Annotated in this window: 19 protein-coding genes; 7 read left to right on the top strand and 12 right to left on the bottom strand. The window is 63.1% G+C overall.

The genetic code is table 11. The features are described from left to right. Positions 1-936, top strand: a complete 936-nt coding sequence (gene ftsY / locus SMD31_RS18605; RefSeq protein WP_320502430.1) for a signal recognition particle-docking protein FtsY — start codon at positions 1-3, stop codon at positions 934-936. 39 nt (positions 937-975) lie between these two features. Here the strand turns inward: ftsY and SMD31_RS18600 are convergent, their stop codons facing one another. Next, positions 976-1,458 carry a pyridoxamine 5'-phosphate oxidase family protein gene (locus tag SMD31_RS18600; protein WP_320502429.1) on the bottom strand — a complete coding sequence of 161 codons (483 nt, stop codon included), beginning with the start codon at positions 1,456-1,458 and terminating at the stop codon, positions 976-978. A gap of 65 nt (positions 1,459-1,523) precedes the next feature. Beyond that, a complete protein-coding gene (locus SMD31_RS18595) occupies positions 1,524-2,066 on the bottom strand; it encodes a superoxide dismutase family protein (RefSeq protein WP_320502428.1) in 543 nt (180 codons plus the stop codon). Positions 2,067-2,187: 121 nt separating this feature from the next. Here SMD31_RS18595 and SMD31_RS18590 point away from each other — a divergent pair, with 121 nt between their 5' ends. From SMD31_RS18590 to SMD31_RS18575, 4 genes are all read left to right on the top strand, one after another. Beyond that, positions 2,188-2,664: a CreA family protein gene (locus SMD31_RS18590; RefSeq protein ID WP_320502427.1), complete on the top strand. Its 477-nt coding sequence runs from the start codon at positions 2,188-2,190 to the stop codon at positions 2,662-2,664. Between the two features lie 130 nt (positions 2,665-2,794). Next, positions 2,795-3,676 (top strand): EamA family transporter, encoded by an 882-nt coding sequence (locus SMD31_RS18585; RefSeq protein ID WP_320502426.1) that lies wholly within the window; start codon positions 2,795-2,797, stop codon positions 3,674-3,676. A 154-nt stretch (positions 3,677-3,830) separates the two neighbouring features. Then, positions 3,831-4,679, top strand: a complete 849-nt coding sequence (locus SMD31_RS18580; RefSeq protein ID WP_320502425.1) for a hypothetical protein — start codon at positions 3,831-3,833, stop codon at positions 4,677-4,679. Positions 4,680-4,947: 268 nt separating this feature from the next. Then, complete coding sequence (locus SMD31_RS18575; protein ID WP_320502424.1) at positions 4,948-5,958, top strand: hypothetical protein; 1,011 nt, start codon at positions 4,948-4,950, stop codon at positions 5,956-5,958. A 57-nt stretch (positions 5,959-6,015) separates the two neighbouring features. On the opposite strand, the gene SMD31_RS18570 is transcribed toward SMD31_RS18575, so the two are convergent. The 8 genes from SMD31_RS18570 to SMD31_RS18535 all read right to left on the bottom strand — a co-directional run bounded on the left by SMD31_RS18570 (position 6,016) and on the right by SMD31_RS18535 (position 12,467). Then, the gene (locus tag SMD31_RS18570) at positions 6,016-6,300 is read right to left on the bottom strand and encodes a hypothetical protein (protein ID WP_320502423.1); all 285 of its coding nucleotides are present in this window, start codon (positions 6,298-6,300) and stop codon (positions 6,016-6,018) included. Between the two features lie 147 nt (positions 6,301-6,447). After that, positions 6,448-6,927, bottom strand: coding sequence for a peptidylprolyl isomerase (locus tag SMD31_RS18565; RefSeq protein ID WP_320502422.1), 480 nt, complete (start codon positions 6,925-6,927; stop codon positions 6,448-6,450). Between the two features lie 101 nt (positions 6,928-7,028). Further along, on the bottom strand, positions 7,029-7,634 hold the full coding sequence (locus SMD31_RS18560; protein ID WP_320502421.1) for an ABC-type transport auxiliary lipoprotein family protein: 606 nt from the start codon (positions 7,632-7,634) through the stop codon (positions 7,029-7,031). After that, positions 7,631-8,653, bottom strand: coding sequence for an MlaD family protein (locus tag SMD31_RS18555; RefSeq protein WP_320502420.1), 1,023 nt, complete (start codon positions 8,651-8,653; stop codon positions 7,631-7,633). The genes SMD31_RS18560 and SMD31_RS18555 overlap by 4 nt, the downstream gene beginning before the upstream one ends. 6 nt (positions 8,654-8,659) lie before the next feature. Further along, a complete protein-coding gene (locus SMD31_RS18550) occupies positions 8,660-9,517 on the bottom strand; it encodes an ABC transporter ATP-binding protein (protein ID WP_320502419.1) in 858 nt (285 codons plus the stop codon). A gap of 4 nt (positions 9,518-9,521) precedes the next feature. Next, entirely contained in the window at positions 9,522-10,331 is an 810-nt protein-coding gene (locus tag SMD31_RS18545) for an MlaE family ABC transporter permease (protein WP_320502418.1), read from the bottom strand. A 15-nt stretch (positions 10,332-10,346) separates the two neighbouring features. Next, entirely contained in the window at positions 10,347-10,682 is a 336-nt protein-coding gene (locus tag SMD31_RS18540) for an STAS domain-containing protein (RefSeq protein WP_320502417.1), read from the bottom strand. A gap of 3 nt (positions 10,683-10,685) precedes the next feature. Then, positions 10,686-12,467 carry an ATP-binding SpoIIE family protein phosphatase gene (locus SMD31_RS18535; protein WP_320502416.1) on the bottom strand — a complete coding sequence of 594 codons (1,782 nt, stop codon included), beginning with the start codon at positions 12,465-12,467 and terminating at the stop codon, positions 10,686-10,688. Between the two features lie 253 nt (positions 12,468-12,720). On the opposite strand from SMD31_RS18535, the gene SMD31_RS18530 reads away from it, so the two are divergent. Continuing rightward, positions 12,721-13,431 carry a response regulator transcription factor gene (locus SMD31_RS18530; protein WP_320502415.1) on the top strand — a complete coding sequence of 237 codons (711 nt, stop codon included), beginning with the start codon at positions 12,721-12,723 and terminating at the stop codon, positions 13,429-13,431. Positions 13,432-13,434: 3 nt separating this feature from the next. On the opposite strand, the gene SMD31_RS18525 is transcribed toward SMD31_RS18530, so the two are convergent. After that, complete coding sequence (locus SMD31_RS18525; protein ID WP_320502414.1) at positions 13,435-13,887, bottom strand: MarR family winged helix-turn-helix transcriptional regulator; 453 nt, start codon at positions 13,885-13,887, stop codon at positions 13,435-13,437. Between the two features lie 227 nt (positions 13,888-14,114). On the opposite strand from SMD31_RS18525, the gene SMD31_RS18520 reads away from it, so the two are divergent. Further along, entirely contained in the window at positions 14,115-14,540 is a 426-nt protein-coding gene (locus tag SMD31_RS18520; RefSeq protein WP_320502413.1) for an organic hydroperoxide resistance protein, read from the top strand. Between the two features lie 129 nt (positions 14,541-14,669). Here the strand turns inward: SMD31_RS18520 and SMD31_RS18515 are convergent, their stop codons facing one another. Then, positions 14,670-15,548 carry a sugar phosphate isomerase/epimerase family protein gene (locus SMD31_RS18515; RefSeq protein WP_320502412.1) on the bottom strand — a complete coding sequence of 293 codons (879 nt, stop codon included), beginning with the start codon at positions 15,546-15,548 and terminating at the stop codon, positions 14,670-14,672. Positions 15,549-15,714: the final 166 nt, after the last annotated feature.

Here is a 15,714-nt window from a genome sequence, read left to right as displayed (position 1 = left end):
ATGACCAACAGCAGCAGCAACGAAAAGCGGGGCTGGTTCCAGCGCCTGAAGGACGGCCTCAGCCGCTCCTCGACCAAGCTTACCGACAGCATCACCGGCATCTTCACCAAGCGGAAGCTCGACCGGGCGCTGCTCGATGAATTGGAAGAGGCGTTGATCGCGGCCGATCTCGGCCCGGCGACGGCGGAGAAGCTCACCAAGGCGCTGGCCAAGGACCGTTTCGACAAGGAAGTGACCTCGGACGAAGTGCGCCGCCTCTTCGCCGACGAGATCGCCAAGCTGCTCGATCCGGTCGCCAAGCCGCTGGTCATCACGCAGAAGCCGCATGTGGTGCTGGTGGTGGGTGTCAATGGTTCCGGCAAGACGACGACCATCGGCAAGCTGGCGCGGCTCTACCAGGGCCAAGGCAAACGCGTCATGCTGGCCGCCGGCGACACCTTCCGCGCTGCGGCGGTTGAGCAGCTCAAGATCTGGGGTGAACGGGCCAACGTGCCGGTGATCGCCCGCGGCGAGGGCGCCGATCCGGCGGGTTTAGCGTTCGATGCGTTGACCGAAGCCAAAGCCAGCGATATCGACCTTCTCCTCATCGACACGGCCGGGCGCCTCCAAAATAAGGCGGGCCTCATGGAAGAACTCGCCAAGATCGTGCGCGTCATCAAGAAGGTCGACCCATCCGCCCCGCATGATTGCCTGCTGGTGCTGGACGCGACCGTCGGGCAGAACGCGCATTCCCAGGTCGATATCTTCAAGCAGATCTGCCAGGTGAGTGGCTTGGTCATCACCAAGCTCGACGGCTCGGCCAAAGGCGGCGTCCTCGTGGCTCTTGCCGAACGCTTCGGCCTTCCCGTGGTGGCCATCGGCGTCGGCGAGGGCCAGGACGATCTGAAGCCCTTCGCCGCACAGGAATTCGCCCGCTCCTTGATGGACGTCGCCTAAGCTGGTGACGGCGTTTAGGGCCTTTGCAGCAAGAGCCCCCTAGAAGGTCACTGTTCCATGGTCTTCACGGGGTTGCGCTGGGTCGCCACCCGTCATCGCCGCGCCTATGGCGGCCAGTCGATAAGCGACGTCCTTTAATCCGCTGCTGTCCCAGTATTCGCCGATCGTCCCGGTGAGCACCAGAATGCAGAGCTGCGGGTCGGTCTTGCCGCCGGGAAACCAGGGGGCCCAATCATCCTGCCACAGGCTGTCGATCAGACCGGCGTCGCGCGAGAGCGCGACTGTTCCGCTCAGCGTCGCAAAGGTCTTCGCGCCTTGGAACGTTGCAACCGCCTGCGGGTTGGCGTCGAGTTCGGCGATCTTGGGGCTGTCGATAGCACTGGCGAAATAGGCGCGACCGTTCGGTTCCAGTTTGGCCAGCGCCATGGGGCGGGCATGCAATGTCCCGTCCCGACGCGCGCTGACCAGGATGACCGTGTCGATCCCCGCGACGATATCCTGAAATTTCTTAGCCTGATCCATGCTGCCGTTTCCTTTGCACTGTCACTTGGCAACGCAAAGGATGCTGCGGTGGTTCCGCTGGCGGCTTATTTGAAGGCGGCGCAGGCGATGCGGGCGCCGGCACCGCCGATGGGCTGGCTGGTGTAGTCGTCGGGGGCCGCATGAACGACAATGGCAAAGCCGTCCTGATCGGCAAGCTTGGCTTGGTGGTGGCCGCCCTTCACCGCCGAGAGGGTCGAATAGAGTTCGACATTGAGGCTGCCGTCGCTGGCGACAAAGACATTGGGCAGGTCGCCGGCGTCATTGGCGTGGTTGTTGAGAAGACCATGGACGACCTTGTCGCCGCGGTGGACGTGACCGCCGGCATTGGCGAATTTGGCGTCGCCGCAATCGCCCTTCTCATGAAAATGCATGCCATGCCAGCCAGCGGGCAGGCCCTTGGCCTCGACCCGCAGGAGCACACCCTTGGGCGCGCTTGTGACCGTGACCGTACCGAGAACGGCGCCGTCCGTGCTCTTCAAGTCGGATGTCAGATGTTGCGGCTCATCGGCCAGAGCGAGGGGCGCCAGCACACCGACGATTGCACTGAGAAGACCGGTCAGAAGCGGAAGGCGCAAAAAGGGGGTCATGAAGCTCTCCTTGAAATAAGCGGGTCAGCCGCCGATCTTGTGATGCATCGCCGGGAAGGGAACGCCGCAGTCTTGGCCTTCGTTCCTGACACCGGCCTTACCTGGAAAGGATGACTGATCGATGCGCCTGTTGCAGTTGATGTCGGCGGCTTTACTGACTGTGGCCGGGATGGGTGCCTTACCCAATCTGGTCCTGGCGCAGCAAGAGATCGGCGCGGTCTCTACCACGTTCCGCCTGATGAGTCCCAACGATAAGGTCGTCATCGAACGCTATGACGATCCCAAGGTCGACAACGTCTCCTGCTATCTGTCGCGGGCCGAGACCGGTGGCTGGAGCGGGGCGATGGGATTGGCGGAAGATCCCAGCCGCTTCTCGATCGCCTGCCGCGCCGTCGGGCCCGTGACGATGAAAGGCAAGATCCCCACCGACAAGAAGGGCGAGGTGGTGTTCTCGGAAGACACGTCGATCATGTTCAAGGAACTGCGCATCAGCCGCTTCTACGACACGCAGAAGAACGTGCTGGTCTATCTGGTGTGGTCGACCAAGCTCATCGACGGTTCGCCCTACAATTCGATTTCGGTGGTGCCGCTGAATTAGAGGGTCCGGCCACCAACGCCGCAAATCCGCCGCATTTTATGCGTCTCATCTATCGGTCGGCGCTGACCTATGCGGTTTTATCTATGGCACCATCGAAACAAGCGATTGGGCAGGCTGTCACCGATATGTCATGGTCCGGCCCATCATGCAGCATACGCTTTCCCTCTCCATGACCCTCCTTGTCCTGCTCGCGGCCGTGATGCACGCCAGCTGGAACGTGATGGTCAAGATCGGCAACGACACCCTGCTCAATATGGGGCTCACCATGGGCCTCGCCGGGTTCGTGGCCGTGCCGTTCCTGTTTGTGACCGACGTGCCGGATCCGGCGAGCTGGATCTATCTTCTGGGCTCGCTGGTGACGCATCTTGGCTATTACCTGTTCCTGGTGCTGGCCTACCGGCATGGCGAATTGTCCCAGGTCTATCCGATCGCGCGTGGCTCGGCGCCGTTGCTGGTCGCGGTCTCGGCCTGGCTGCTGCCGCCCTATGAGATGCTGGCGCTGTGGCAGATGGCGGGCGTTGCCGCGATCTCGATCGGCATTTTGTCGCTGTCGGTGGAAAAGCCGCTCTCGGGTGCGCATAAATGGGAGCCGGTGGCATTCGGCCTGCTCACTGGCATCTGTATCATGGGCTACATGCTGTGCGACGGGCTGGGTGTGCGCGCCGCCGGGGAAACCGAGGCGCAGCAATTCGGCTATATCGCCTGGCTGTTTGCCCTCGACGCGCCGATGCTGGTGCTGTTCTGCCTGTGGCGGCGGGGGCTGAAACCGGCGCTCGGCTATTGGTCCACTGCATGGAAGCTGGGCCTTGCCGGCGGCTGTCTCTCGGCCGGGGCCTATGGCATCTCGATCTTCGCCATGAAGAGCGGCGCTTTCGCCCAGGTGAGCGCCTTGCGCGAAACCAGCGTCATTTTTGCCGCCATCATGAGCACGTTCCTGTTGAAGGAGCGCTTCCGCAAGCGCCGTTATGCCTCGGTCAGCCTGGTGGCGCTGGGGGCCGTCCTGCTGCACTAGCCGGGCGGATTTTCCGAATGCGACAGCGTTCTGAAACTTTTCTGTAGCGCCGTTGTTGTCACTGCTGGAGGGATGGGGCGCGTGCTAGGAAGCCCCGTCCAAGGCGGCGCGGCGCAGAGGTATCGCGCCGGCCATTCTTTCGGCATGAACGCGTATGAGCAGCACCCTTTCCTCAACCTCGGATCCCGCCCCTGCCGCCGCCATGGCGCCCCCGGCATCGGGGCGCCTATCCTATGAGAGCTTCCTACGCGTCAAACAGGGGATCGGCAGCGAGGCACTCCGTGCAGCCGGACTGCCGGCGGCCGAGCACCTCTCCTATGACGCCTATGTCGCTGCCCTCAATCGCAAGGCGGCGGAGTTGCGGGGCGTCGAAGATATGCCGGCGGCTCGGCCCCAGACGAAGACCGACCGCGCCGACGCCAAACGCATCGCCTGGGCGAGCTTGGTGGTCGTGCCCATCGCCCTGGTCTTTGTGGTGCTCGTCGCCGATATGTTCAAGGACCGGCCCGATGGCGTGGTCTTGCCCAATGCCGGCGAAGCGGTGGCGGCACCGCTGACTGGCGAGGGGTTGCCGGTGGCACTGGTCATCACGAATACGGAGGAGATGCCGTTTTTGATCCCACCCGGGGATGATGTGGCACTGATGCCCGCCCATTTCGACACGGCGCTGTCGCCGCCGCCCCCTCTACCGGAAAGGGTTGAACTATTGCCGGCCGCAGCCGAGGCAGCCGTTGCACTTCCTGTCCCAGCGGTAAAGCAGGGAGAAACGCCCTCCGTTAAAACAAAAGCGCCGGTTGCCAAGAAGAAAGCCGCAGCAGCGCCTGGGGAACCTGCCAAGGTGGCCGCCAAAGCGCAGAAGACGCAGAAGACAACGGCCAAGCCGACGCGTCCATCGGCCAAGGAAGAAGGTGGCTTCTGGCAGCCCTTGCTCGACCTCCTCCATGGCGAGGTCGCGCGTGGCAAGCATCGCGCACCAGCCCCCAAGGACCGTTCCGGCCGGTAAATCGCCGCTGCCCTGCAATCCTTCTGTGGCTTGCGGGTGCGGCCGCAGCCCGTTCTGGGCGACATGCCAGCACCGCCGTCACCTGCCTTGGCAGAGAGCGTCGCCATCGCGACGGGGCGGCAGTCGCCATCCGCGCTTGGCTTTCCGCATCTGGATGCCTAGTGTGCCGATCACGGCTTTTTTTGTGGACGTCCGTGGCCGGTGGCGCAAAGGTGTGCGCAAATCGGCCTGGTTTGGGGCCCTATTTTGGATTGCGGGACAAGAAACGATGTCGGCTTCGGCCAAGGATCTGCCAGACGCGGACCTCGAAAACCTCATTCGCGAGAAACAACGCCAGGCCCTGGCCGAGCCGGGAGTGCGGGCGCAAGCCCGGGTCCCGCTCCATGGCGCTGGCGAGCGCCACGGCAATGGCTTCAAGGACGATCCGCCCATGGCGCCGCCGGCCCCCGCGGCGTCGAGCCGCCTCGGCGGCGGGCCGACCCTTGAAATCGACCCCTCGGACCGCGTCCTGCCGGTGATTGGAGCGGAGCGCCGCCGTGCGTCGCTGGTCCCCCTCATCGTCGTGGTGGTGGCCGTCGCCGCGATCGCCGCGGTCGTCACCTGGACGCAGCAGGGCAGCGGCAATTTCGCCATATTCGCATCGCCGACGCCCACGCCCGCGACGACGGCCACCGATTTCTCGGTGGCGGCCGAGAACAAGCCGCCGGTCGGAACGGCCGCGCCGGTAGCGGCGCCAGCCCCAACGCCAGCCCCTGCTCCGGTTCAAGCGGCAGCACCCGCGCAGCCGGCGGCACCAGCGCCGGCCCCGGTTCAGGCGACGGCACCCGTCCCGGCACCGGCCCCAGCCCCAGCCCCAGCCCCAGCCGCCACACAGCCGGCGGCACCAGCTGCGCAGGCGGTGGAAAAAAAGGATGCCGTGCCAGTGGTGCCCAAGGCTGCGGAAAAGAAAACGGTGAAGCCGGCCGAGAAGCCCAAGCAGGCGGCCGAGAAGAAGGCCAAGCCGGCCGAGAAGCCCAAGCAGGCGGCGGCTAAGCCCAAGCCCGCCGCGGATGAGGGGGATGCGTCATTCTCGACGCTGCTCAACAGCCTGACCAATGAGGCAGCGCAAGAGACGGCGGCACCCGCGAATTCGCAGCCGGCCAATTCGCAGCCGGCCAATTCGCAGCCGGCCGCTCAACAGCCAGCGGCGCAACAACCGGCTGCAGCGCCCAAATCGGATGCGCCGCTGCCGACGTCAACGGCGCCGTCGACGCCTGGGACACAACTCTTCAATCCGTAAGGATGGGTATCTGAGACGGCAAAGCCCGGCGCTGTCGCGCCGTTGCGCAGGCGTTGTTCAGGCGTGGTGCTGCTGCAACTGGAAGCGGCGCGCCGAAACCAGCGAGGAGACCGCGAGCAGCTTGTGGGCGTGCGGGTCGCTGACATTGCGCAAGGCCACATGGGGCATGTCGCCTGGACCCTTGAAGCGCTTTTCGATGCGCCAATGCGGGTACATGTGCTGTGGCAGCTTGTCGGAAATCTCCACCAGGACCGAACCGACGTCCAACTGGTCGATTTCCTCGTCGTGGAGAACATTGGCATCGCGATGCCACGGCAGCCAGTTGAGAAGTGCTCGCCCCATAATTGCGCCCCTGCGAATAGACCGGTCGCGGCACCACGCCTCTGACCTGATGCGTACACTTTAGGCGCAATTTCTTAACAACAAGTTTCGGAGAACACGCTAACCCGTTGGCCGGACTGTGAAGTCCGGCCTTTTAGGTTTTTGCGATTATTCGAACCGGATGTGGTTGATCTCGTCGCCCATCTCTAGGGATTGTAGGACATCAAGTCCATCGACGATCTGGCCGAACACCGTATGGCCACCATCGAGATGCGGCTGCGGGTCGAGTACCAGAAAAAATTGCGAGCCGCCGGTGTCGCGGCCGGCATGGGCCATGGAGAGCGACCCCTCGACATGCTTGTGCGGGTTGCCCTTGGTTTCGCAGGCGATGCGCCAGCCGGGGCCACCGGTGCCGGTGCCGGTGGGGCAGCCGCCCTGGGCGACGAAGCCCGGGATCACGCGGTGAAAGTTGAGGCCGTCATAGAACTTGTCGTTTGCCAGCACATAGAAATTGGCGACGGTATTGGGGGCCTCTTGCGGAAACATCTCCAGCTTCATGTCGCCCTTGGAGGTCGAGATGGTGCAGTGCTTCAGGCTTTTGATCTTCTCCGGGGGCAGGTCATGCACCTTGAGGTCGCCGCGGGACATCTTCCTTATCCTTTCAGGTCGTTGCGCCAGCCCGTTCTGGGCTGGGCCGGTGTGGCAATGGGGGCCTATCTATGGCGATCGGGCTCCAAGTTCAATATCGATCAGCCGGCGCTCCCAAGGTCAGCCACGAATTTCGCCAGAATCTCGTTGAGCCCGGCATTGAGGGCGTGGACCGCATCATCGATATCCGGGCCGCTTGCCTCCTTGGTGACTTCATAGCTGCCGGAGGCGACGATCGAATCCGTGGTCTTGTCGATGAGGGCAAGCTCCAGCGCGATCACCGCGGCATTCTTGGCCCCGCTCAATTGCTCCAGGCGCTTGATGCGGCCTTCGACGCGGTATTGCGCCTGCACGCGCAGTTCGCTCGGCACCACGTCCTTGGCAAGCTTGGCTGTGCGCAGATAGGCGACGATCTGGTCGCGCAGCATGGCGGGCGGCGGGTCGGTCCAATAGGCGTAGTTGCGCTGTTCCAGTTTCTGCCCGCCATCCTTGGTGAAGAGCAGCGGCCGCTCGCCCATGACACCTTCGGCCTGCAGCGGCGGCACTTCGACCACGCCGTCGACGGGCTTTGCTGCGGTTGCGGGCGTGCTGTTGGCGATGAGGCGGAAATACTGCTCCTTGGGCACCGGCGGGGCGGAGCCGAAGCAGGCGCTGAGCGATAGCGCCAGGGTCACCAGCAACAGGCGGCGTGCCAGCATCATCTTCATTCTTCTTCATCTCCGCTGTTCTGCTTCAAGCCCTTGTCGGTTTCCGGATTGCTGCCAGAGAGCAGCAGGCCCGGATTCTGACGGATGAGTCGGCTGAACTCGTTCATGTTGCGGGTCGTTCCATCGAGATTATGCGTGATGGAATCGATGTTCTGGGCGACCGCGCGCAGGATGTATTCGAGATCGGCCACCGATTTGTCGACGCCCTTGCGGTTGTCGGCCACCATACCCTGGATCTCGTCGGCCACTGCGGTGATGCGGGCGCCCAACGATTTCAGATCGCGGCTCGCCACCTCGGCATTGGCGGTCGCCTTCTGGATGTTGGCGAGCGAGCTGTCGATGGCGCCGATGTTCTTCTCGGACAGGATCTTGTCGACCTTGCCCATCTCGACATTGATCTGGCTGGAGAAGTCCTGGACGTTGCTCATGATCGTCGGGGTCTTGGCATTGACCTCGCTGGCGATCGCATTCAACGAGCCCATCAGCTGCTGCAGATTGGTCTCGGTCGTGGCGCCGATGCGGTCGATGATCTCGCCGATGCGTGCGACCAAGGGCTTCAGTGAGGATTTGGATAGATCGCCGATCTCGCCCGCGACCTGTGCCATCAGCGTGAACATGTCGGCTGCCGTGCCGCCGGCAATTTCGCCGCCGGGGGCGATGGTCTCTTGCGCCTGGCCGCCATTGATCTCGATGGTCTTGCCGGCAAGGAAGCTTGAAGCGGCGATGCGGGCGATGGAATCGGCCGGGAACTTCCAGCCCTGCTTCACCGCGACATGGAGGCGGAAGCGATATTTGCCGGCATTGTATTCGGGCGAGATTTCCTCGACCTGGCCGATCGGGAAGCCGGCAAAACGCACGGCGGTGCCGTATTTCACGTCGGTCACATCGTCGAGCACGATCGAGTAACTGTCGGTGGGTCCCGTGCGCCCTGCCAGCATGGAGAGCATGACCACCAGCGCCACGATCATGGCGGCAACGAAGATGCCGACGGCCGTGTAGTTGAGAAAATGATTACGCATCGTCTTTTAATCCCCCGCGAGGCGACGCAGATATTCGGTTGGATCGATCTCGGCCTGTTCAGACCGGCGGTGCAGCAGATTCTGCACCCGTTCGTTGGTCGAATTGCGGACCGCGTCGACGCGGTCGCAGGCCAGAATGTGGCCCTTGTCCAGAATGGTGATGCGGTCGGCGATCTTATAGGCGCTCTCGACATCGTGGCTGACGACGACGACCGAGATATCCATCGCATCGCGCAATTTGAGGATGAGGTCGTCAAGCGCCGAGGAGACGACGGGATCGAGGCCAGATGAGGGTTCATCGAGGAAGATGAGCTTGGGGTCCATGACGATAGCGCGCGCGATCGAGGCGCGTTTCATCATGCCGCCGGAAAGGTCGGAGGGCATCAGATGGCCGAAGCCGGAGAGGTTGCACACCTCCAGCTTCATATTGGCCATGATGTCCATGGTGCGTTCCTCAAGATCGGTGAGCTCGCGCAAGGGCAGCTTCACGTTCTCGGAAACCGACATGGAGGAGAAGAGGGCGCCGAACTGAAAGGCGACGCCGATGCGGCGCTTCAGCTCGAGGAGCTGCATGCGCGACAATGCGCCCATATCCTTGCCCAGCAGCTTGATCTTGCCGGGGAGCGGCGGCATCAGGCCCACGAGATGGCGCAGCAAGGTGGTCTTGCCGGAGCCAGACCCGCCCATGATCACCATGATCTCGCCCTCACGCACATCGAGATTGATGTCGTAAAGGACCTGGCGCGTGCCGAAGGACCAGTCGAGGCGGTTGACCTCGATCACCTTCTTGCGTGCGGCCAGGTCTTCGGCGCTGGGGCGGTTGGCCTGATTGACGGCTTCGGCGGTGAGGGCTTCGTTCGTCATGGCGTCACTTCGTCGTCATATAGGCGAAGATCATGTCGGCGACGACGATGAGGGTGATGGAGATGACCACCGAGCGCGTCGTCACCTTGCCGACACCTTCGGCACCACCCTGCACCATCGAGCCGTTGACCACACCGACCAGAGCGATGATGACGCCGAACAGCGTCGCCTTGCCCAGGCCATGCCAGACATCGCCGGTCTTAAGCACCTCGATCGTGTCGTTGAGATAGGCGCCGAAGGATTGGTGGAGCTGCGCCGAGACATAGAGGCCGGCGGCGAGGATCGACACAAGGTTCGCCCACATGGCAAGGCAGGGCATCATCAGGATGAGGGCGATGAGGACCGGCGAGACCAGGAAGCGCACCGGGTTGATGCCCATCACCTGCAGCGCATCGACCTCCTGGTTGATGCTCATGGTGGCAAGGCGTGCGGCGATCGCGGAACCGGAGCGGCCGGCGATGAGGATTCCCATGATCATCGGGCTGAATTCGCGCACCACCGAAAGGGCGATGCCGATATAGGCATATTGCTCGGCACCGAAGAGGCCGAGGCTGTAGAGGCTCTGGATCGCCAGCATGAGCCCGATGGTGGCGGCAAGCAGGGTGGCGATCGGCAGGGCGGTGACGCCGAACTGCATCATCGCGGCAAAGGCCGAGGTGATGCGTACCGGTTGGCGATAGCGCCAGCCGGTCAGGGTCCAATAGATCGCCTCGAAGAAAATGGCGGCGGCATAACCCATCTCGTCGAGGCCGGCGACGGTGCGTCGGCCGATGCCTTCGAAGAACTTGCCGGGAAGTTTAAGTGGGTTTGCCATTGCCAAACGTCGCCCTCAGGGCCGCGCCGCGAGAGCGGCGGCGACGTCGCCGTGAATGGCAAAGACCTTGTCGAGGCGCGCCAGTTCGAGGACGCGCCTTGCCCGCACGCTGACCGACACCAGCGACAGCTCGTTCTTCTGCTTTCTGGCAACCTGCAGGCCCTCGACCAGGCTGGCGATGCCGGAGGAGTCGATATAAGTGACGGCGGATAGATCGATCAGCAGGTCTTTCTTCTGCTTCAGGTTGGCAAGCAGCGCCTTCCTGACCTCGCCGGCATTTTCGAGATCGATGTCGCCCTCAAGGGCGATCACGATCTTGCCCTGCTCTTCCCTAACGCTGGATACGGACATCCCCTAATTCCCACCCTTGTTGTCCGCCCCGGACTCGTCCGTGGGGCGGCGTCGTTTGACAAGTTCCAACAGGTTCCCCTCCCCGTCCGGTAGGGGGATGAAGCTGGCATCGTCCATGATGGCCCGGATGAAATGCGTCCCCAATCCACCGGGTCTTAGCTCGTCAAGCGGCCTAGGTTCTATCTTACCGGTATCGACCCGGGGTGCAAAATCGCGCAAACGGAGCATGATTCCGTCCGGCAAACGATGTACCGCCAGTGTGATTTCGCCCTTGGCCTGCCCACCATAGGCGTGAACCATGATGTTTTCGATGGCTTCCCCGGCCGCCAGGACCAGGTCCTGGATCTCATCCTCGGCGAATTTGCAGGCCCTGGCGGCCGCTTCCAGGGCCGGGCGCATCAGTTTGAGGCGGCTGGGATCGGCCGGGAAGGAGATGCCGAAGAGGAAATCCCCCTCCGGCGGTATCGCCATTTCAGAAGGGTGCTCGCGCTGCCAGGCCTTGCCGGCCGATTGATCGTCGATGGCGAGCAGGGTCAAATCGTCCCGGGCTTCCCAGCCGCCCTGGTCGAGCTCAGCGAGGACCATGTTGAGGCGCTGCCTGAGCGTGCCGGTATGGGCGTATTCGAGGAGCTGGTTGAGCCCATCGACACCCAGTTCCTCGTCGCCATAGCGAAACTCGGTCAGGCCATCCGAGAAGGCGACGAACAGGCCGCCTTTGAGGTTGATCTCGTGATCGACGAAATGCGTGTCGCGCAGGATGCCGAGCGGCGGCGCATCCGGCATCACGGTTTCATATAGATGATCCGGAAACTTGATGAGCGGCGGCAGGTGCCCGGCATTGGCAAAGCGCAGCAGGCCGGTCGCCGGTTCGTAGAGGCCGGCCACCATGGTGACGAACATGCCGCGGCTGGTCGTCTCGCAGATCTCGCGGTTGAGAATGGAGAGGAGGCGCGCCGGATCGCGGATGGTTTTGCCAAGGCAGCGGAAGAGGCTGGCGGTCTTTGCCATCAGCAAGGCCGCATTCATGCCTTTGCCCGAGACATCGCCAAGGGCAAACGCAATCGTGCCGTCGGGCAAGTCGAAATAGTCATAGAAATCGCCGGAAACCTCGCGGATCGGGCGGTTGATGCCGCAGATCGGCAGGTCGTCGTCTTCGCTTGGCAACAGGCTGCGCTGGATTTCGGATGCCAGTTCCAGCTCGCGCTTGATGCGCTCCTGCTCCAGCAGCTGATCGGCCAGGCGCGCATTGGAAATGGCGAGGGCCGCGGCATTCGCCATCACCTGCAGCATGTTGGCATCCTTGCCATGCTCGCCGTCGAAGGGGATGCCGGAACGCTTGTTGAGAACCTGGACGGCGCCGATCAGCTTGTCCCCGACACGCATGGGGGCGCAGAGGATCGAACGTGTGACGAAGCCGGTGCGCTCGTCAGCCGCCTTGAAGAAATTCTTATCCTCATAGGCGTTCTCGATGACGAGGAGGCGGTCTTCGGCCACTGTGCGGCCGACGATACCCTGGCCCATCGGCACGCGCAGGCCGTCGATCTTGACCGGCCCGACACTCGCCCGGCAGACCAGGGTCGTGCCCGCATCGTCGAGCAGGAACAGGGAGCCGGCCTCCGTCTCCAGCAAATGGATGATGCTGCCCAAGGCCTGGCCGACCGTCGCATCGACATTGAGCGAGGCGGCGAAGGACCGTGCCAGGCTCGCCGCGAAATTGAGCGCGCCGGTATCGGCATCTGTCGCCAGATCGGCCACCGCGGGCTTGTCGGCGGTGTTGCCGCTCATGGGCGGGTGGCCTCAAAATCCAGCTGGTAGGCCGAGAGAATCATGAACATGCCTGTTTTTGGTGTGGCCGGCACTCTAGCCCGCGGTCTTTGGCGGCAGCAACAGCGGCTGGCGCGCAAATTGGCCGGGGTGAGAGGGCCGTCACAGTCCTGCCGGCACTTTTCCTATCCCCCGCCCGGTGTGTATGCTGACCCCAACAGATGGCGCCGACAGAGTGCCAGATAAGAACCGGGTACAAGGGGGAGGCGGCGGCATGGCAGCCAGGGACCATGGTCCGGAATCAGCAAACGAGGCGGCAAGCCTCGCCTTCGTCGTGGCAGACGATCACCCTATGGTGCGAGATGCCCTGGCCGCGGCCCTGAAAGGGGCGTTTGCGCATGCCAAGATCGGCTTTGCCGGCAGCCTGGCGGAGACTCAAGCGGCAATCGAAGCAGCGCCCGAGACCGACCTGGTCGTGCTCGATCTCGATATGCCGGGGATGCTGGGCCTTGCCGGCCTCTCGGCGCTCAGGGCGCAGCATCCTGCCTTGCCGATCGCCATCGTCTCGGCGACCACCAATTCCGCCGCCATGCGCCAGGCCATTGAGATGGGGGCCGCCGGCTTCATCCCCAAGCTCGCCGCCGCCGACCGGTTCCTGGATGCGGTGCGGATGATTTTGGCCGGTGCCGTGGCGCTGCCCGAGGCGGCGCGGGACGATGCCCTGGCCAGCCGCGACCGTGATCTTGCCCAGCGCGCGGCACAATTGACGCCGCAGCAGCACCGGGTGCTGTCGTTGCTGGCCGAAGGCATGCCGAACAAATTGATCGCCTATGAAATGCAGATCAGCGAACCGACGGTGAAGGCCCATGTCACCGAAATCCTGCGCAAACTGGGTGTGACGTCGCGCACCCAGGCCGTCATCCTGGCGCAGCGCCTGTCGCTGGACCCGGTAACGAAGCCGCTGCCGGTGGGGCAGGAGGAATAGGCGCTATTCGGCGGCGGCGGCCATGTTGGCGCGGATGGCATTGAGGCGCTCGCGCAACGCAATGATCGCATCAAGCGGTTCGCCGATCACCTCGCCAAGGCGCTTGGGGATGCCTTCCGCCCGGGCGCGCAGGGCCCGGCCGGCATCGGTAAGCGTCACGCGCACCTGACGCTCGTCGCCTGAATCGCGCGTGCGGGTGATGAGGCCGGCGGCATCAAGGCGCTTCAAAAGCGGGGTCAGGGTCCCGGAATCGAGCTGCAGCTTGGCGCCGATCTCCTTCACCGTGACCCCATCCTCCTCCCACAGCACCAGCATGACCAGATACTGGGGATAGGTAAGCCCCAAGGGCTCCAGCAGCGGCTTGTAGGCCCGGGTGAAGGAATGGCTGGTCGAATAGAGGGCGAAGCAGAGCTGCTGCGACAGCTTCAGCATATCGGTGTCATGGCTTTGCTTCATGATCGGGCCTCAGGATTCGTGCTTTCCTTAATGTAAGTCCCCACGGTGCGTTGGGGAATAGCTTGTGTGCAATTTAATTGCGCAATCCAGCCATGCAGATCATGCATGCAAAATTAAATTGTGCACAATCTAATTCGTGCCAATATCTCGGTCATCGGCGGCGGGCAATCAAGCCCACGCGAGATGCAGGGCCCCAAAGACAGGGCGAGCCAGGAAAGGAAGAGATCATGAGCGTCAACGTTCTCTATAAGACGAAGGCTACAGCCACCGGCGGTCGCGACGGCAAGGCGCAGACAGCGGACGGCACGTTCAGCGTTAATCTCGCGACGCCGAAGGAATTGGGCGGTGCCGGTGGCCCGGGCAACAACCCGGAACAGCTCTTTGCCGCCGGTTATTCGGCCTGCTTCATCGGCGCCATGAAATTTGTCGGCGGCCAGGAAAAGATCAAAGTGCCGGCCGATGCCAGCATCACCGCGGAAGTCGGCATCGGCCCGCGGTCGGAAGGCGGCTTCGGCCTGACCGTCTCGCTCGACATCTCGCTGCCCGGCCTCGACAAGGCGACGGCGCAGTCGCTGGTCGAGAAGGCCCACCAGGTTTGCCCGTACTCCAATGCAACGCGCGGCAATATCGATGTGAAGTTGAACGTGATTTAAGGCGTTAAGCCGCAATCTCGATCGTCATGCCCGCACTTGGTGCGGGCATCCACGAGTTGCTTTCTTCAGCCGCACACAGACTCGTGGATCCCCGGGCCAAGCCCGGGGATGACGTGTGAGTTGGTTGGATTACCCCCGCCGCTTCTGTGCTTCGAGCGCGGCTTTCAGATTGGCGCGGATGAAGTCGCGGGCGTGGCCGGCCAAATCGCTGCTGTCTTCCCACAGGTTGCGCCAGATCGCCAGAATGCCGGAAAGCTGCTTGTTGACGACGGTCGACGAGAAGCTTTCGAAGGTGATCGGGCCCTTGTAGCCGGCGCGCGCGAGGCCGCGGAAGATCTTGTCGAAATCGATCGAGCCCGCGCCGAGATAGCCGCGGTTCGATTCACCGATATGGAAATAACCCAGATAGTCGCCGGTATCGACGATGCATTGCTCGATATCCGCTTCCTCGATGTTCATGTGATAGGTGTCGAGATGCACCTTCACATTGGGGGCGCCGATGCGCTTGCAGAAATCGACCGCCTGCGCCGCCGTGTTGAGCACGTTGCTCTCATAGCGGTTCACGACCTCGAGGCCGATGGTCATGTTGCTCTTGGCCGCTTCGTCGCAGATCCGGCGCAGCACCTCGGCCGAATTCGCCTTGCCGCGCTCGGTGGTGGGGTCGGCATATTTCATGAAGCCGGAATAGAGGATGCCGCACATATGCGTGCCGCCCATGTCGCGGGTGACGCTGAGTGCGTCCCGCAGCAATTTCTCGCCGCGCTTCACCTTCTCCGGATCCTCGCTGGAAATGTCGGCGCTGCCGTCGAGGCCGAGCGACACCGTGATGCCAAGGCCGTTCGCCTCGGCCGTGCGGCGGGTATGCTCAGGGTCGATGGTGGTGGGGTCGAGGGCCGGGATTTCGATGATGTCGTAACCAAGGGCGGCGCTGCGCTCGATCGCCTTCGTCGCCTCGGCATGGCTCCAGCCACCGACCCAGACCAGGGCGTGGACACCGATCTTGTTCATGCATTCCTCCCAATGGTGATTTTTCGCGACAGCGTTCTCAGCAGGAAATTAGGCCGCGCGCCGCCGCCTTGCCAGCGCGGAAACAGCGGCGCCGCAATTTTATGTCTGACAATTGCCAGGACGGGTCAGTTTCGTTTCCGAGCCCCGCTGCTTTCGCAATGTTGCA

The sequence above is a fragment of the Dongia rigui genome (assembly GCF_034044635.1).
GTDB lineage: Bacteria > Pseudomonadota > Alphaproteobacteria > Dongiales > Dongiaceae > Dongia > Dongia rigui.
Note: the sequence above shows the minus strand (reverse complement) of the source record. Positions and strands in the feature narration are given on the sequence as shown.

Coding starts and splice junctions, on each gene's coding strand:
- ftsY (WP_320502430.1), top strand. CDS start 1: ATGACCAACAGCAGCAGCAACGAAAAGCGGGGCTGGTTCCAGCGCCTG.
- SMD31_RS18600 (WP_320502429.1), bottom strand. CDS start 1,458: ATGGATCAGGCTAAGAAATTTCAGGATATCGTCGCGGGGATCGACACG.
- SMD31_RS18595 (WP_320502428.1), bottom strand. CDS start 2,066: ATGACCCCCTTTTTGCGCCTTCCGCTTCTGACCGGTCTTCTCAGTGCA.
- SMD31_RS18590 (WP_320502427.1), top strand. CDS start 2,188: ATGCGCCTGTTGCAGTTGATGTCGGCGGCTTTACTGACTGTGGCCGGG.
- SMD31_RS18585 (WP_320502426.1), top strand. CDS start 2,795: ATGGTCCGGCCCATCATGCAGCATACGCTTTCCCTCTCCATGACCCTC.
- SMD31_RS18580 (WP_320502425.1), top strand. CDS start 3,831: ATGAGCAGCACCCTTTCCTCAACCTCGGATCCCGCCCCTGCCGCCGCC.
- SMD31_RS18575 (WP_320502424.1), top strand. CDS start 4,948: ATGTCGGCTTCGGCCAAGGATCTGCCAGACGCGGACCTCGAAAACCTC.
- SMD31_RS18570 (WP_320502423.1), bottom strand. CDS start 6,300: ATGGGGCGAGCACTTCTCAACTGGCTGCCGTGGCATCGCGATGCCAAT.
- SMD31_RS18565 (WP_320502422.1), bottom strand. CDS start 6,927: ATGTCCCGCGGCGACCTCAAGGTGCATGACCTGCCCCCGGAGAAGATC.
- SMD31_RS18560 (WP_320502421.1), bottom strand. CDS start 7,634: ATGAAGATGATGCTGGCACGCCGCCTGTTGCTGGTGACCCTGGCGCTA.
- SMD31_RS18555 (WP_320502420.1), bottom strand. CDS start 8,653: ATGCGTAATCATTTTCTCAACTACACGGCCGTCGGCATCTTCGTTGCC.
- SMD31_RS18550 (WP_320502419.1), bottom strand. CDS start 9,517: ATGACGAACGAAGCCCTCACCGCCGAAGCCGTCAATCAGGCCAACCGC.
- SMD31_RS18545 (WP_320502418.1), bottom strand. CDS start 10,331: ATGGCAAACCCACTTAAACTTCCCGGCAAGTTCTTCGAAGGCATCGGC.
- SMD31_RS18540 (WP_320502417.1), bottom strand. CDS start 10,682: ATGTCCGTATCCAGCGTTAGGGAAGAGCAGGGCAAGATCGTGATCGCC.
- SMD31_RS18535 (WP_320502416.1), bottom strand. CDS start 12,467: ATGAGCGGCAACACCGCCGACAAGCCCGCGGTGGCCGATCTGGCGACA.
- SMD31_RS18530 (WP_320502415.1), top strand. CDS start 12,721: ATGGCAGCCAGGGACCATGGTCCGGAATCAGCAAACGAGGCGGCAAGC.
- SMD31_RS18525 (WP_320502414.1), bottom strand. CDS start 13,887: ATGAAGCAAAGCCATGACACCGATATGCTGAAGCTGTCGCAGCAGCTC.
- SMD31_RS18520 (WP_320502413.1), top strand. CDS start 14,115: ATGAGCGTCAACGTTCTCTATAAGACGAAGGCTACAGCCACCGGCGGT.
- SMD31_RS18515 (WP_320502412.1), bottom strand. CDS start 15,548: ATGAACAAGATCGGTGTCCACGCCCTGGTCTGGGTCGGTGGCTGGAGC.